The organism is Bradyrhizobium sp. USDA 3262 (genome assembly GCF_054060035.1).
In genome coordinates this window covers 7,461,408-7,476,213 of sequence record NZ_JBSSCT010000001.1, presented here as the reverse complement: position 1 = coordinate 7,476,213, position 14,806 = coordinate 7,461,408, and the positions used below count along the sequence as shown (strand labels likewise).

The following is a 14,806-nucleotide window of genomic DNA, read 5'->3' as shown; positions in this document are numbered from 1 at the left end:
AACCCGGAATCTCGAGATTTCGGGTCTGGTCCTTCGGACCATCCCGGAATGACGCTAAACATCTCCCATCGCCTTGATTCCATTGGCTGCCGCCGATACGGTCCCGCGCGCCTCACACCCCTCCGCGAGATCGATTCCAACGATGGACGCCCTGCCTGACCACATGCGCCCGGAACGTTCGTTCCAGGGCTTCATCCTGGCCCTCCAGCGGTTCTGGGCCGAGCAGGGTTGCGTCATCCTGCAGCCCTACGACATGGAAATGGGCGCCGGCACCTTCCATCCCGCGACCACGCTGCGCGCGCTGGGGCCAAAACCCTGGAACGCGGCCTATGTGCAGCCCTCGCGGCGGCCCAAGGACGGCCGCTACGGCGAAAACCCCAACCGCCTCCAGCACTACTACCAGTTCCAGGTGATCATGAAGCCGTCGCCGCCGAACCTTCAGGACCTGTACCTGAAGTCGCTGGCCGCGATCGGCATCGACGCCGCCGTCCATGACATCCGCTTCGTCGAGGACGACTGGGAGAGCCCGACGCTCGGCGCCTGGGGCTTGGGCTGGGAATGCTGGTGCGACGGCATGGAGGTGTCGCAGTTCACCTACTTCCAGCAGGTCGCCGGCGTCGAATGCGCGCCGGTCGCCGGCGAGCTCACCTACGGGCTTGAGCGGCTCGCGATGTATGTGCAGGGCGTCGACCGCGTCTATGACCTCAACTTCAACGGCCGCGAGGGCGCCGAGAAGGTGACCTATGGCGACGTCTTCCTGCAGGCCGAGCAGGAATACTCACGGCACAATTTCGAAGTTGCCGACACCGCGATGCTGTTCGAGCAGTTCAGGATGGCGGAAGAGGCCTGCCGCAAATATCTCGCCGCCGGCTGGCGCGAGGGTGGCAACAGTAAGGAACATCTGATGGCCTTGCCGGCCTACGACCAGTGCATCAAGGCGAGCCACGTGTTCAACCTGCTCGATGCCCGCGGCGTCATCTCGGTGACCGAGCGGCAGAGCTACATCGCCCGCGTGCGCGACCTGGCGAAGGCCTGCGGCGAGGCATGGATCCACACTGAAACGGGCAGGGCGGTCTGATGCCCGATCTTCTCCTCGAACTGTTCTCCGAAGAAATTCCCGCGCGCATGCAGGCCAAGGCGGCCGACGATCTGCGCCGCATGGTGACCGACAAGCTGGTCGCCGAAGGCCTCGTCTATGAGGGCGCCAAGGCGTTCGCGACCCCGCGCCGCCTGGCGCTCACCGTGCACGGCATTCCCGCCCGCCAGCCCGATTTGAAGGACGAGCGCCGCGGCCCGCGCGTCGGCGGGCCCGAGCCCGCGATCCAGGGATTTTTGAAGGCCACTGGTCTCGCCTCGATCAGCGAGGCAAAGATCCAGCACGACAAGAAGGGCGACTTCTACATCGCGCTGATCGAGAAGCCCGGTCGCGCTGCGATCGACGTGATCGCGGAAATGCTGCCGGTGATCATCCGCACCTTCCCCTGGCCGAAATCGATGCGCTGGGGCGCGCGCTCGGCGAAATCAGGCTCGCTCACCTGGGTGCGCCCGCTGCACGCCATCACCGCGACCTTCGGTCTGGAGACCGAGGAGCCTGACATCGTCAAGTTCTCCGTCGACGGCATCGAGGCCGGGCAGACCACCTACGGCCATCGCTTCATGGAGCCGGGTTCGATCTCGGTGCGCCGCTTCGAGGATTACGAGGCCAAGCTGAAGGCCGCGAAGGTCATCCTCGATCCGCAGGCGCGCAAGGACATCATCCTCGAGGACGCCAAGGAACTGGCGTTCGCGCAGGGCCTCGAACTGGTCGAGGACCAGGTGCTGGTCGACGAGGTCTCCGGCCTCGTCGAATGGCCGGTCGTGATGATGGGATCGTTCGAGGAGCAATACCTGTCGATCCCCGACGAGGTGATCCGCGCCACCATCCGCAACAACCAGAAGTGCTTTGTGGTCAGGGATCCTAAGACGGGGAAATTGACCAACAAGTTCGTGCTGACCGCGAACATCGAGGCGCCCGACGGCGGCAAGACCATCGTCGCCGGCAATGAGCGCGTCATCCGTCCGCGACTGTCGGACGCGAAGTTCTTCTACGAAACCGATCTGAAGACCAAGCTCGAGGACCGGCTGCCGAAGTTCGAGCAGATCGTGTTCCATGAGAAGCTCGGCACCCAGGCGGAGCGGATCAAACGGATCGAGCGGCTCGCCGCCGAGATCGCGCCGCTGGTCGGCGCCGACGTCGCGAAGACCAGGCGCGCGGCACGCCTCGCGAAGGCGGATTTGCTGACCGAAGTGGTCGGCGAATTCCCCGAGTTGCAGGGCTTGATGGGCAAGTACTACGCGCTGGCGCAGGGCGAGGATGCCTCCGTTGCGGCCGCAAGCGAGGAGCACTGGAAGCCGCAGGGGCCAACCGATCGGGTGCCGACCGATCCGGTCAGCGTCGCTGTCGCGCTGGCCGACAAGATTGATACGCTGGTTGGGTTCTGGGCGATCGACGAGAAGCCGACTGGATCGAAGGACCCATATGCTCTACGTCGTGCCGCACTGAGCGTGATCAGACTCGTTATCGAGAACAAGCTTCAGATAGGACTAAAAGCGCTCCTGGATAGCGCTGCTGATACTATCGGTGGCGACCTTCTGAATGAAGAGCTCGACAGGCAGTATCAAGCGGCTCAGATGCTTGATAACGCACTTGGCGGTGACTCCCGAGTCGACGAGGTATTATGGCGCGATACGACTGGGTCTGATGGTTTTGGTCGTTCCGAACAGACGACTTCGGCGGTACTCGGTGATCTGCTCGCCTTCTTCGCCGATCGCCTGAAGGTTCAGCTCCGCGATCAGGGCGCGCGTCACGATCTCGTCGATGCCGTGTTCTCGCTCGGTGGCCAGGATGATCTGCTGCTCGTCGTCCGCCGTGTCGAGGCACTCGGCAAGTTCCTCGACAGCGACGACGGCAAAAACCTGCTCGCCGGCACGAAACGCGCCAGCAACATTCTCGCGATCGAGGAGAAGAAGGACAAGCGGACCTTCGACGGCGCGCCTGACGCCGCGCTCTACAAGCTCGATGAAGAGAAGACGCTGGCCAAGGCGATCGACCAGGTGAAGGCCGAGGCCTCCGCCGCCGTCGCCAAGGAAGACTTCGCCGGCGCGATGAGCGCGATGGCCAAGCTGCGTCCGGCGGTCGATGCGTTCTTCGACAAGGTCAAGGTCAACGACGACGATCCGAAGGTGCGCGAAAACCGCCTGAAGCTCCTCAACGAGATCCGCGCCGCGACGCGTGCGGTGGCGGATTTCTCCAGGATCGAGGGCTGATCGATGGACCGCGCGACGCTCGCCGCTTACGACAAGGATGCGGCGGCGTTTGCGCAGGACTGGCACGAACAGCCGGCCCCGGTCGATCTGCACGACATCGTCACGCGTTTCTTCATCAGGGGCGGCGCGACCGCCGATATCGGCTGCGGCAGCGGCCGCGAGGTGGCGTGGCTCAATGCCAACGGCTTTCCGGCCGAAGGCTATGACGCCTCCGAGGGCCTGCTCGCGGAGGCCCGCGTTCGCTATCCGACGTTGCGCTTTGCGCACGCTGAGCTGCCGGCGTTGTCCGGTCTGGCCTCCGGCAGCTTTGACAACGTCTTGTGCGAGACCGTGATCATGCATCTCGATCACGCGCTGATCGCACCATCAGTCCGCCGCATGCTCGAACTCGTGAAACCCGGCGGCGTGCTCTATCTGAGCTGGCGCGTCACCGCGGGCGACGATGCGCGCGATGCGCACGGGCGGCTCTACGCGGCGTTCGATGCGGCGCTGGTGCGGACTGAGCTGGCGGCGGCCCAATTGCTGCTCGATGCCGAGGTCGTCAGCGCCTCGTCCGGCAAGGTCATTCACCGCATCATCGCGCGAAGGCGCAACTGATCCGGCCTCCTGAAATATTTCGACACAATTTGCAATTTGTTAACCATGCCCTGCGAAGGTCCTGACGAAGCAACGATTTCTTAAGACATCGCCCCTCGCGCCAATGCAGGGACCGCCCGATGACCTCGATCGGCACCACGCCCAATCCCTACGCCCAATATGGTTCGGCCTATGCGCGGGCAGCAGCGACGCCCTCGCTGGCGGCGACCTTGTCGGGCGACGGCACCGCCGGCGATCTATCGGCGTCCAACGCCGCAACCAATCTCACGCTGTCGGACGCCGCCCGCGCGCAACTCGCCAAGGCGCCGCTGCCGGATTTTGCCACCGTCACCAGCGACGCGCGCATCACGCTCGACCGGCTCTACACGGTCGCCGGCGTCAAGGCACCGATCGTCGACGGCAAGACCACCATCGATCTCTCGACGCTGGACCGTCGCTCGCTGTTTGCGATCTCGACCAACAATGGCGGCAAGTTCACGCCGGACGAGCAGGCGGTTGCGGCCACCGAGCTGAAGCAGCGCTTCGACAAGGCGTTGGAACCGTCGCTGGCGACCACGCGCCTGACGGGCGACTACAGCGTCAGCTACAAGGCCGCGCTCGATTATCTCGATGGGGCGAGCGATGAGGAGAAGGCCACCGCAACCTGGGCCAACCAGCGCGCCGCGGTGCTGAAGGGCTATCAGGCGACGCAGCAGAATCCCAACACGGCGCCATCGGGAATTTCCGGCGATCCGATCGCGGCCGCGCTGGCGGGGACGGCGCCTCCCACAAAGAGCACGACGCGCGACTTCAGCAGCATCGCCAGCGACGTGCGCGCCTTCCTCGATCGGCAGAAGAGCGAGGCGGCGAAGAGCGGCAAGGAGCTGGTCTACGATTCCCGCCGCAAGACCGGACAGCTCGCCGACCTGTCCTCGCTCGACAACCGCTCGCTCTCGGCGATCTCGCTGAACCAGGACAAGAGGTTCTCCACCGAGGAGATCTTCGCGGCCAAGCAGGAACTCAACACGCGGACGCGTCTCGCCGTGCTCGACGCGCTGAAGCAGAGCCAGACCGCCGGCGATCCGCGCCAGTTCAGCCTCGGCATCCTCAAGCAATATTCCTCGATGAGCGCGGAGGAGCGCCAGGCGACCAACTGGACGCAGGATTTCCAGGACGCTGCGATCAAGAGCTACAAGTCGACCTCGACGCTGCTCTCGATCCTCAAATCGTAACCCACTCGACACTGAAGCGAAGCGCGCAGCGGGTTGCGTGAAGAACGTGAAGAAAGCGCGTCAAGGACAGGCGCTGGAATTCATCACAACACGACGATCACAACACACGGAAGAACCCCGCCCGGAGGGGAGGCCGGACGGGGCTTTCTGGTCCGGTCGATCCTCGCGCACATCCGCTTGCGCGGCGCCCGGACTGTCGTTCAGGCGATCGTGCTGACGTTGATCTAGTCGACCACCTGAACGATCCGTCGCGAACGCGGCTCGACCAGAACGGTCTCACCGTTCACGACGGTGTAACGATAGGGCGTCGCGCCGAACCGCTGCGGCACGTCGTAAGTGGTCACGCCGGCGTCCGGCAGCACGGTGCCGACCACGATGCGATCCGGAACCGTGTAGTTCGGCACGCGCTCGCGCACGATGTACTCGCGGAAAGCCGGACGCTGCTCGACAGTAATGCCCTCGTCATCATCGACAGCAACCGGCGGGCCACCGCGGACGACGCCAACGGTCTGGGCCTGTGCGGCAACAGCCGGCACCGTGATCGCAGCAGCAACCGCTGCAACGGCAAGTATTCTGTTTCGCATGGCTCGCTCCATTCTTTTTCGGTGCGCGCCAGCCTTCGCCGATGCGCACGGCGAGCCAATGCATCGGCTGCGGTGATGTTCCGGAAAACCGCCGCCATATACGCGGCAATTTGGAGCAATTTTCGTGAGTTACGGGAACTCTCAGGCCGCGCGGGCGTCTTGATGTGGGAACCCCCTCAGCGGATAAACTGCCGCTCGATTCGCTCTTCCAAGAAACCCCGGAGACAACTTCAATGACCATCACCGCTGGGCATCTGCCTGCTATCGTGGCTCTGATCGCAGGCGTCCTGATCCTGATCATGCCGCGGCTCCTGAATTACATCGTCGCGATCTATCTGATCTTCGTCGGGCTCGTGGGGATGGGTCTGCTGCGCTGGCTGCACCTCTAGCGGGAAAGCGGGGTTTCGCGGCTTGCGCGGAACCCCTCAAAATGGTGTAAGGCGCGCATCTTCGACCCCTCTTTTCGGATTGTTGTCTGACATGGCCAAAGCCGTCGCGAAGTCCAAGAAAACTGCCGAGAAAACAGCAGCGAAATCAAAGCCCTCCGCCGCAGCCCGCAAGGCCGCACCAGTGCGCAAGGCGCTGAAGAAGAGCGCCCCGAAGGCGGCGCCGAAAGCCGCCCCCAAATCGGCTGCAAAGCCGGCCGCGAAGCCGGCCAACAAGGCGCCGGCGAAGGCCGTTGCGAAGAAGGCGGCCCCGGCTGCGATCAAGGCCGGCAAGTGGGTCTATACATTCGGCGACGGCAAGGCCGAGGGCCAGGCGACCTTGCGCAATCTGCTCGGCGGCAAGGGCGCCAACCTCGCGGAAATGGCCAATCTCGGCCTGCCGGTGCCTCCCGGCTTCACCATTCCCACCTCGGTCTGCACCTATTTCTACGAACACGACAAGACGTATCCGAAGGAATTGAAAGCTCAGGTTGAGAAAGCGCTCGACTATGTCGGCAAGCTGACCGGCAAGACGTTCGGCGACGCCAAGAACCCGCTGCTGGTCTCGGTCCGCTCGGGCGCGCGCGCCTCGATGCCGGGCATGATGGACACCGTACTCAACCTCGGCCTCAACGACAGCACTGTCGAGGCGCTCGCCGAACTCTCCGGCGACCGTCGCTTCGCCTATGACAGCTATCGCCGCTTCATCACGATGTATTCGGACGTCGTGCTCGGCTTCGAGCATCATCACTTCGAGGACATCCTCGACACCTTCAAGGACGGCCAGGGCTATTCGCTCGACACCGACCTCACCGGCGACGACTGGGTCGAGCTGGTCGGCAAGTACAAGGAGGCCGTCGCCAAGGAGACCGGCCACGACTTCCCGCAGGATCCGCACGATCAGCTGTGGGGCGCGATCGGCGCGGTGTTCTCATCCTGGATGAACGCCCGCGCGGTGACCTATCGCAAGCTGCACGACATTCCGGAATCCTGGGGCACCGCCGTCAATGTGCAGGCGATGGTGTTCGGCAACATGGGCGAGACCTCGGCGACCGGCGTCGCGTTCACCCGCAACCCCTCGACCGGCGAGAGCAAGCTCTACGGCGAGTTCCTGATCAATGCGCAGGGCGAGGACGTCGTCGCCGGCATCCGTACGCCGCAGGACATCACCGAGGAAGCGCGCCAGGAATCCGGCTCCGACAAGCTGTCGATGGAAGCCGCGATGCCGGTCGCGTTCAAGGAGCTGACGCGGATCTACACGCTGCTCGAGAAGCATTACCGCGACATGCAGGACATGGAGTTCACGGTCGAGCAGGGCAAGCTGTGGATGCTGCAGACCCGCGGCGGCAAGCGCACCGCGAAGGCGGCGCTGCGGATCGCGGTCGAGCTCGCCAATGAAGGCCTGATCTCGCGCAAGGACGCGGTGACGCGGATCGATCCGGCATCGCTCGACCAGCTGCTGCACCCGACCATCGATCCGGCCGCCAAGCGCGACGTGATCGCGACCGGCCTGCCGGCGTCGCCCGGCGCCGCCTCCGGCGAGATCGTGTTCTCGTCGGACGAAGCGGCCAAGCTGCAGGCCGACGGACGCAAGGTCATCCTGGTCCGCATCGAGACCAGCCCGGAGGACATCCACGGCATGCACGCCGCGGAAGGCATTCTCACCACCCGCGGCGGCATGACCTCGCACGCGGCGGTGGTCGCGCGCGGTATGGGCAAGCCCTGCGTCTCCGGCTGCGGCACCATCCGCGTCGATTACGGCCGCGGCACCATGAGCGTGGGCTCGCGCACCTTCAAGACCGGCGATGTCATCACCATCGACGGCTCGGTCGGCCAGGTGCTGGCCGGCCGCATGCCGATGATCGAGCCGGAACTGTCCGGCGAGTTCGGCACGCTGATGGGCTGGGCCGACGAGGTCCGCAAGCTCGGCGTCCGCGTCAACGGCGACACGCCCGATGACGCGCGCACCGCGGTGAAGTTCGGCGCCGAAGGCATCGGCCTCTGCCGCACCGAGCACATGTTCTTCGAGGAGACCCGCATCCGCACCGTGCGCGAGATGATCCTCTCCGAGGACGAGCAGTCGCGCCGCGCCGCGCTGTCGAAGCTGCTGCCGATGCAGCGCGCCGACTTCGTCGAGCTGTTCGAGATCATGCAGGGCCTGCCCGTCACGATCCGCCTGCTCGATCCGCCGCTGCACGAGTTCCTGCCGCACACCCAGGCCGAGATCGAGGAAGTGGCGCGCGCCATGAACACCGATCCGCGCAAGCTCGCCGACCGCGCCCGCGAACTCTCCGAGTTCAACCCGATGCTCGGTTTCCGCGGCTGCCGTCTTGCGATCGCCTATCCGGAGATCGCCGAGATGCAGGCGCGCGCGATCTTCGAGGCCGCCGTCGAGGCCGGCAAGCGCACCGGAAAGCCGGTCGGTCTCGAGGTGATGGTGCCGCTGATCGCGACCAAGGCCGAGTTCGATCTGGTCAAGGCGCGGATCGATGCGACCGCCAACGCGGTGATGAAGGAAACCGGCGTCAAGCTGAGTTACCAGGTCGGCACCATGATCGAGCTGCCGCGCGCCTGCCTGATGGCAGGCGAGGTGGCCGAGACCGCAGAGTTCTTCTCCTTCGGCACCAACGATCTGACGCAGACCACCTACGGCATCAGCCGCGACGACGCCGCGAGCTTCCTCGGCACCTATGTCGCCAAGGGCATCCTCGAGATCGATCCGTTCATCTCGGTCGATCGCGACGGCGTCGGCGAACTGGTCAGGATCGGCGTCACCCGCGGCCGCAAGACGCGGCCGCGCCTCAAGGTCGGCATCTGCGGCGAGCACGGCGGCGATCCCGCGTCGGTCGCGTTCTGCCACGAGGTCGGGCTCGATTACGTCTCGTGCTCGCCCTATCGCGTGCCGATCGCGCGTCTCGCCGCAGCGCAGGCCGCGCTCGGCAAGGAGATCGCCAGCCAGGCCTGAGCGATTAGTAGTTCAGAGAAGTGCAATGGCCGGGACCCAGTCCCGGCCATTTTGCTTGTTGAGGCAGCGTGCAAATAGCGTCATTGCGAGCGAAGCGAAGCAATCCATGTTTCCACTTGCCGCGACGTGGATTGCTTCGTCGCTGTCGCTCCTCGCAATGACGACGGGTGGGTATCGTGCCTGCAACACTTTGTTCACCATCTTCGTTGACCTGCTGTTCACGCCTTTCGTGCGCCGCGCGTTTACCAAGGCGCGCAATGCAACATGCGAAAGATGTGCGATCGCTTGAGTGTAGCGCGCGAGCAACGCCGATTAACTCCGCAGCAACCTAAACGGTTTAGCAACGAGAAAGGTCGAATTGCGCGGATGTACCGCGTTCGATTGCACTCAGTAAGCGTTGCGTGAGCGTACGATGTTTGTGTCGCGTAACCAGCCGAAGGGCGCACGTCTTGCGCTCTTCGGTCTCGGTCTTGGCATCTTCGCACTTATGCCGACCGAGATCGGATATCAGGATATTGCCTCGCTCCTGGCCCGGCAGCCCGGCGTCGCCGAGCGCTGGCAGAAGCGCGTCTTCGCCTCCGCCGTCGGCTCCATCCAGGTCGCGACCTACAGTTTCGGCCGTCCGATCGGCACGTCCGCGCCGCAAGCCCCGCAAATCCTGCTCGCAAGACTGGACAGTTCGAACCTCGACATCACCGGAACGGTGACGCGCAATCCGATCACAGCCCCGCCGCCGCGCTACCAGGCATCCGATTTTCCCAGGGTCGATCGCACCCTGAAGGGCGATCGCCTCGTCGTTCGGCGGCCTGATCAGGTCGAACCTGCGGAGCCTGCAAATACGGCGCCGGCGAACGAAGATCCCGCGACATCGAATTCGTCGGTCAAAGGCATGAAGACCGCGACCGCGCCGGCCGATAGCGCGCCGCTCGATCCGGAATTGCAGGAGGCGCTGCGCGCGCCGCCCTTGCCGCAATATGCCAAGCCGTCGCCGCAGCAGAACGACGTGTCGCTGTCGCTCGAGGCCAACCCGCTCGACGATCTGAAGCCCGCGCCCGCGAAGCCCGCGGTTGCGCCCGCCGATGCGGCGCGCGAGCGCGACCCGTTCGCATTCCAGACCGCCAGCCTGTTCTTCGGCTCGTCGCTCGGCACGCCGGAGAACCTCGAGCGCTGGCAGCCCGGCGAGGCGCCGGTTGTCGTGACGCCGGCAGCAACGCCCGATCCCGACATGAAGGTGATGGCATCACTGCCGGTCGATGCCGATGGTCCGGTCAAGGCCGGCGAGATGGGCGAGAGCATCGCGCCGAAGGGCGAGGTCAATGCCGACGACCAGCACACCAAGACGCCGGCGGAGCGGCTCGGCCTGTTCGACGAGAAGTCGCGCGCCAAGTCGGAGAAGTGCCTCGCCGAGGCCGTCTATTTCGAAGCCCGCGGCGAAGCGGTGCGTGGCCAGATCGCGGTCGCCCAGGTGGTGCTGAACCGCGCCTTCTCCGGCAAATATCCGGAGACGGTGTGCGGCGTGGTCTACCAGAACAAGAACCGCCACTACGCCTGTCAGTTCACCTTCGCCTGCGACAATATCGCTGACGTCGTCCGCGAGCCCGACATGTGGGATCGCGCCAGGAAGATCGCGAAGGCGATGCTCGACGGCGAATTGTGGCTGCCGGAAGTCGACCGCTCGACCCACTACCACGCCTATTGGGTGCGGCCGTCCTGGGTCAGCGAGATGAAGAAGATGTACAAGTTCGGCGTCCACACCTTCTATCGCCCGCGCGCCTGGGGCGACGGCAGCGACGCGCCGAGCTGGGGCAACCCGGCCGAGACCGCCAAGATCTCGGCGCAACTTGCCGAGGCCGCCCAGAGCTCGGCCGAGCAGGCCAGCGCCAGGCGATAGGGCTGCCAACCTAACCTCCCCTTGAAAAGGGGAGGTCGCTTTGCTCGTCAGAGCAAAGCGGTGGGGATCTGGTCCCTCCACGAGCAGCGATGCTTGACCCCCATCCCAACCTTCCCCCTTTCAGGGGGAGGAGACGGCAACGTTCCCCGCCATTCGGGCCTGAGCCGTCGCGATTTCGGGGCAGACGCGTCGCAACCTAACGACGTCGTTCCGGGATGGCCGGCAGGGCCTGCCCCGGAATGACGGTCATCATCCTCTCCGATTCTGCAGAGCAGCCCTGCAGGCGAATATTTTTCTCCGGCCCCTCTTGGGGTTTTCATGCACCTGCATTAATTCCCCGTAATGTTCGGCGGGGCTGCTCCCCGCGCAGCAGTTGCTGGGGAAGACAAGATGGCCGTTACCACCGGGGATCTTCGACCGACGTCGGGCACGTGGCGCACGCCGCTTGTCATCATCGTCTGCGGCTGCGCGATTGCGCTGCTGAGCTTCGGCCCGCGCTCCAGCCTCGGCTTCTTCGTGCAGCCGATGAGCCATGAATTCACCTGGGGCCGCGACGTGTTCGGCCTCGCGCTGGCGCTGCAGAACCTGCTGTGGGGGCTCGGCCAGCCGATCGCCGGCGCAATTGCCGACCGCTTCGGCCTGCTGCGTGTGATGGTCGTCGGCGCGCTGCTTTACGCCGCGGGCCTGCTCCTGATGCGTTACTCGGCGACGCCGCTCTCGCTCAACCTTGGCGCCGGCGTCCTGATCGGCTTCGGCCTGTCGGGCTCCTCGTTCAACCTGGTGCTGTCGGCGTTCAGCAAGCTGCTGCCGCCCGCGCAGCGCGGCATCGCGCTCGGCGCCGGCACCGCCGCGGGCTCGTTCGGCCAATTCCTGTTCGCGCCGTTCGGCGTCGCGATGATCGACAATTTCGGCTGGCAGACCGCGCTGCTGGTGTTCGGCGCGCTGATGCTGCTGATCCTGCCGTTGTCGCTGGCGCTCTCGACACCGCCCGCGGAGGCGAATGACGTCGCGCCCGCCGATCAGCAGTCGTTCAAGACCGCGCTGGCGGAGGCGTTCGGCCATCGCTCCTACGTGCTGCTGGTGCTCGGCTTCTTCACCTGCGGCTTCCAGCTCGCCTTCATCACCGTGCATCTGCCGGCCTATCTCGCCGACCGCGGCATTCCGGCATCGACCGGCGGCTGGGTGATCGCGGCGATCGGCCTGTTCAACATCGTGGGCTCGCTCAGCGTCGGCTGGCTGCAAAACGTCTTCCCGAAGCGCTACATCCTGTCGGTGATCTACTTCACCCGCGCGCTGTCGATCATCGCCTTCATCTCGTTCCCGATCACGACCTTCTCGGCGATCGCGTTCGGCGCGATCTCTGGCCTGACCTGGCTCTCCACAGTGCCGCCGACTTCGGCGCTGGTGGCGCTGATGTTCGGCACGCGCTGGTTTGCGACGCTGTACGGCTTCGCCTTCGTCAGCCATCAGGTTGGCGGCTTCCTCGGAGTCTGGCTCGGCGGCATCGTGTTCGAGCAGTATGGCTCCTACACCCCGATCTGGTGGCTGTCGGTGCTGTTTGGCGTGCTGTCGGCACTGATCAACCTGCCGATCGTCGAAAAGCCCGTCGTCCGCCCGGTTGCGCAGCCTGCCTGATGGGTTAAACACTCCCCGAAACCAAGATTACGGGGAGTGCACATCGTGGCAACGTTCAAGGCAATCAGGATCGACAAGGCGGACAAGGGTACCACCGCCGCACTCACCCAATTCGATGAAGCCGAGCTGATGGACGGCGACGTCACCGTCCGCGTCGAGTGGTCGACGCTGAACTACAAGGACGGCCTCGCACTGACCGGCAAGGCGCCGGTGGTGCGCCGGTTCCCGATGATCGCCGGCATCGATTTCGCCGGTACGGTCGAGCAATCCAGCCATCCGGACTGGAAGGCGGGCGACAAGGTCGTCTGCAACGGCTGGGGCATGGGCGAGACCCATCTCGGCGCCTATGCGGAAAAGGCCCGGGTCAAGGGCGACTGGCTGGTGCGGCTGCCCGACGGCATCTCGGCCCGCGATGCGATGGCGGTTGGTACCGCCGGCTATACCGCGATGCTCTCGGTACTGGCGCTGGAGAAGCACGGTCTGACCCCGAAGAGCGGCCCGGTGGTGGTCACGGGTGCCGCCGGCGGCGTCGGCTCGGTGGCGATCGCCGTGCTCTCGAAGCTCGGCTACCACGTCATCGCGTCGACCGGGCGGATGTCGGAGACCGACTATCTCAAGGGTCTCGGCGCCAGCGAGGTGATCGACCGCGCCGAACTGTCAGGTGCGCCCAAGGCGCTGGCGAAGGAGCGCTGGGCCGGCGGCGTCGACAGCGTCGGGTCGACCACGCTCGCCAACCTGCTGTCCATGACCAAGTATGGCGGAGCCATCGCGGCCTGCGGCTTGGCGGCCGGTATGGATCTGCCGTCGTCGGTCGCGCCCTTCATTTTGCGGGGTGTGTGCCTTCTCGGTATCGATTCAGTGATGTGTCCGATCGAACTGCGCAGGACCGCCTGGCGCCGCCTCGCCAGCGACTTGGATAAGGCAAAACTGGCTGATATCACTCACGAAATCGCCCTGGACGAAGTCATCGGCTTTGGCGCAAAAATCCTCGGTGGCCAGGTCCGCGGCCGCATCGTGGTAAAAATAGTCTGAGGACGTTCAGACTTTACCAACCAAGCTGCTCCAATGTTGCCACTGTTGGTATGGTAAGCAGCGGGTAAAGAGACTTGCGGCATGATCCCGGGGGGGCCGGGTTTCCTCGCGCAGACGCCGAGAAGCGTTGGTGCGGGGATCATGCGCAACAAGGAGCGGGTGCCCGCGCTCGTCAGTGGAGTAGCTCATGCTTGCGCGTTTGGTGTTGGGGGCCGTCACGGCCGGAGCGATGGTCGTGCCGGCATTCGCGGGCCAGATGAACGCCGATGAGGCCCGCAGGTTCGTCGCCGGCAAGGTGTTCGCGTTCACCTGTTTCGACGGCACCCGCGGCGCCGGCCGCATCCTCGACGATCTGGGTGCGACAGGCTCGATCCAGTTCTCCGGCTCGGGGCCGATCCGTCACGTGCGCCTGCCCGGCAACACGCTGCAGATCCGCGGTCAGAGCGTTTGCGCGTCCCTGAAGGGCATTCCGTTCGAACCGTGCTTCAATCTCGACAAGCAGGATGACCGCACGTTCCGCGGTTCGGTCTCCGGCATGGGCTTTGCCTATTGCGATTTCCATCACCAGGGCGGCCAGCAGATGCTGATGGCGCGCGCGGCGGCGCGTCCGCGCTCGCTGCATCCGCGCACCCGATCCGCGGATGCCTCGCAGACCGAAGTGTCGCGCGTTGAGACGCCGCAGGTCGGAAGCGCGAAGCTCGAGCCGGTCAAGGCCGAGCCCGCCAAGGTCGAGAGCGCGCCGGAATTGCGCCGCTCCACTGACTAACCTTTCATCTGCGCGCTAGCGGGAATAGCGCCGCCAAGCCGTAGTCATACGGATGGCGGTCGCCACGCCTTGCTCGCTACTCAATACCTGGCGTTCGCCGCGAGGCGGGACATTGGGGACTCTGATTTTGAGTAGTCATATGGCGCAGTATTTTTTTCGAATCAGTGACGGCGATTACGCTGGTGCATCCGACCACGCGACGGAGTTTGAGAGCCGCGACGTGGCCTGGGCCGAGATGACCAAGGTCTGCGGAAATTTTCTCGGCAGCATTTCGCGCAATCTGAAGCAGAACAGCGAATGGCACATGGAGCTGCTCGACGAGGGCAGAAAACCCGTGTTCAGGATTCGACTGGTCGCCGAGTCCGTCGACTGAAGGCTGTCTTTCGAGACGGCA

At 64.8% G+C, this 14,806-nt stretch carries 13 protein-coding genes; 12 read left to right on the top strand and 1 reads right to left on the bottom strand.

Annotation, left to right across the window (positions count from 1 at the left end):
• Nucleotides 1-142 precede the first annotated feature (142 nt).
• From ACVWYP_RS35405 to ACVWYP_RS35390, 4 genes are all read left to right on the top strand, one after another.
• Nucleotides 143-1,078: a glycine--tRNA ligase subunit alpha gene (locus tag ACVWYP_RS35405; protein WP_304496508.1), complete on the top strand. Its 936-nt coding sequence runs from the start codon at nt 143-145 to the stop codon at nt 1,076-1,078.
• Nucleotides 1,078-3,306 (top strand): glycine--tRNA ligase subunit beta, encoded by a 2,229-nt coding sequence (gene glyS / locus ACVWYP_RS35400; RefSeq protein WP_304496507.1) that lies wholly within the window; start codon nt 1,078-1,080, stop codon nt 3,304-3,306. The genes ACVWYP_RS35405 and glyS overlap by 1 nt, the downstream gene beginning before the upstream one ends.
• Nucleotides 3,307-3,309: 3 nt before the next feature.
• Entirely contained in the window at nt 3,310-3,903 is a 594-nt protein-coding gene (locus ACVWYP_RS35395) for a class I SAM-dependent methyltransferase (RefSeq protein ID WP_304496506.1), read from the top strand.
• Between the two features lie 119 nt (nt 3,904-4,022).
• Nucleotides 4,023-5,114 (top strand): hypothetical protein, encoded by a 1,092-nt coding sequence (locus ACVWYP_RS35390; RefSeq protein WP_304496505.1) that lies wholly within the window; start codon nt 4,023-4,025, stop codon nt 5,112-5,114.
• 224 nt (nt 5,115-5,338) lie between these two features.
• On the opposite strand, the gene ACVWYP_RS35385 is transcribed toward ACVWYP_RS35390, so the two are convergent.
• Nucleotides 5,339-5,698, bottom strand: coding sequence for a DUF1236 domain-containing protein (locus tag ACVWYP_RS35385; protein ID WP_028343713.1), 360 nt, complete (start codon nt 5,696-5,698; stop codon nt 5,339-5,341).
• 233 nt (nt 5,699-5,931) lie between these two features.
• On the opposite strand from ACVWYP_RS35385, the gene ACVWYP_RS35380 reads away from it, so the two are divergent.
• The 8 genes from ACVWYP_RS35380 (at nt 5,932) to ACVWYP_RS35345 (ending at nt 14,785) form a co-directional block, all read left to right on the top strand.
• Nucleotides 5,932-6,087 (top strand): DUF3096 domain-containing protein, encoded by a 156-nt coding sequence (locus ACVWYP_RS35380; RefSeq protein WP_016844375.1) that lies wholly within the window; start codon nt 5,932-5,934, stop codon nt 6,085-6,087.
• A 91-nt stretch (nt 6,088-6,178) separates the two neighbouring features.
• Complete coding sequence (gene ppdK / locus ACVWYP_RS35375) at nt 6,179-9,088, top strand: pyruvate, phosphate dikinase (RefSeq protein ID WP_028343714.1); 2,910 nt, start codon at nt 6,179-6,181, stop codon at nt 9,086-9,088.
• Between the two features lie 25 nt (nt 9,089-9,113).
• Entirely contained in the window at nt 9,114-9,377 is a 264-nt protein-coding gene (locus tag ACVWYP_RS35370) for a hypothetical protein (RefSeq protein ID WP_304496504.1), read from the top strand.
• Nucleotides 9,378-9,500: 123 nt separating this feature from the next.
• Nucleotides 9,501-10,979, top strand: coding sequence for a cell wall hydrolase (locus ACVWYP_RS35365; RefSeq protein ID WP_304496503.1), 1,479 nt, complete (start codon nt 9,501-9,503; stop codon nt 10,977-10,979).
• Between the two features lie 390 nt (nt 10,980-11,369).
• The gene (locus ACVWYP_RS35360) at nt 11,370-12,614 is read left to right on the top strand and encodes an MFS transporter (protein WP_304496502.1); all 1,245 of its coding nucleotides are present in this window, start codon (nt 11,370-11,372) and stop codon (nt 12,612-12,614) included.
• 45 nt (nt 12,615-12,659) lie between these two features.
• The gene (gene acuI, locus ACVWYP_RS35355) at nt 12,660-13,646 is read left to right on the top strand and encodes an acrylyl-CoA reductase (NADPH) (RefSeq protein WP_304496501.1); all 987 of its coding nucleotides are present in this window, start codon (nt 12,660-12,662) and stop codon (nt 13,644-13,646) included.
• A gap of 187 nt (nt 13,647-13,833) precedes the next feature.
• The gene (locus ACVWYP_RS35350) at nt 13,834-14,412 is read left to right on the top strand and encodes a hypothetical protein (RefSeq protein WP_028343719.1); all 579 of its coding nucleotides are present in this window, start codon (nt 13,834-13,836) and stop codon (nt 14,410-14,412) included.
• Nucleotides 14,413-14,551: 139 nt separating this feature from the next.
• A complete protein-coding gene (locus tag ACVWYP_RS35345) occupies nt 14,552-14,785 on the top strand; it encodes a DUF6894 family protein (RefSeq protein WP_016844381.1) in 234 nt (77 codons plus the stop codon).
• The last annotated feature ends 21 nt before the right edge of the window (nt 14,786-14,806 follow it).

Bases quoted from the DNA above. Each gene is read 5' to 3' on its own strand.
- ACVWYP_RS35405 (WP_304496508.1), top strand. From the start codon at position 143: ATGGACGCCCTGCCTGACCACATGCGCCCGGAACGTTCGTTCCAGGGC.
- glyS (WP_304496507.1), top strand. From the start codon at position 1,078: ATGCCCGATCTTCTCCTCGAACTGTTCTCCGAAGAAATTCCCGCGCGC.
- ACVWYP_RS35395 (WP_304496506.1), top strand. From the start codon at position 3,310: ATGGACCGCGCGACGCTCGCCGCTTACGACAAGGATGCGGCGGCGTTT.
- ACVWYP_RS35390 (WP_304496505.1), top strand. From the start codon at position 4,023: ATGACCTCGATCGGCACCACGCCCAATCCCTACGCCCAATATGGTTCG.
- ACVWYP_RS35385 (WP_028343713.1), bottom strand. From the start codon at position 5,698: ATGCGAAACAGAATACTTGCCGTTGCAGCGGTTGCTGCTGCGATCACG.
- ACVWYP_RS35380 (WP_016844375.1), top strand. From the start codon at position 5,932: ATGACCATCACCGCTGGGCATCTGCCTGCTATCGTGGCTCTGATCGCA.
- ppdK (WP_028343714.1), top strand. From the start codon at position 6,179: ATGGCCAAAGCCGTCGCGAAGTCCAAGAAAACTGCCGAGAAAACAGCA.
- ACVWYP_RS35370 (WP_304496504.1), top strand. From the start codon at position 9,114: ATGGCCGGGACCCAGTCCCGGCCATTTTGCTTGTTGAGGCAGCGTGCA.
- ACVWYP_RS35365 (WP_304496503.1), top strand. From the start codon at position 9,501: ATGTTTGTGTCGCGTAACCAGCCGAAGGGCGCACGTCTTGCGCTCTTC.
- ACVWYP_RS35360 (WP_304496502.1), top strand. From the start codon at position 11,370: ATGGCCGTTACCACCGGGGATCTTCGACCGACGTCGGGCACGTGGCGC.
- ACVWYP_RS35350 (WP_028343719.1), top strand. From the start codon at position 13,834: ATGCTTGCGCGTTTGGTGTTGGGGGCCGTCACGGCCGGAGCGATGGTC.
- ACVWYP_RS35345 (WP_016844381.1), top strand. From the start codon at position 14,552: ATGGCGCAGTATTTTTTTCGAATCAGTGACGGCGATTACGCTGGTGCA.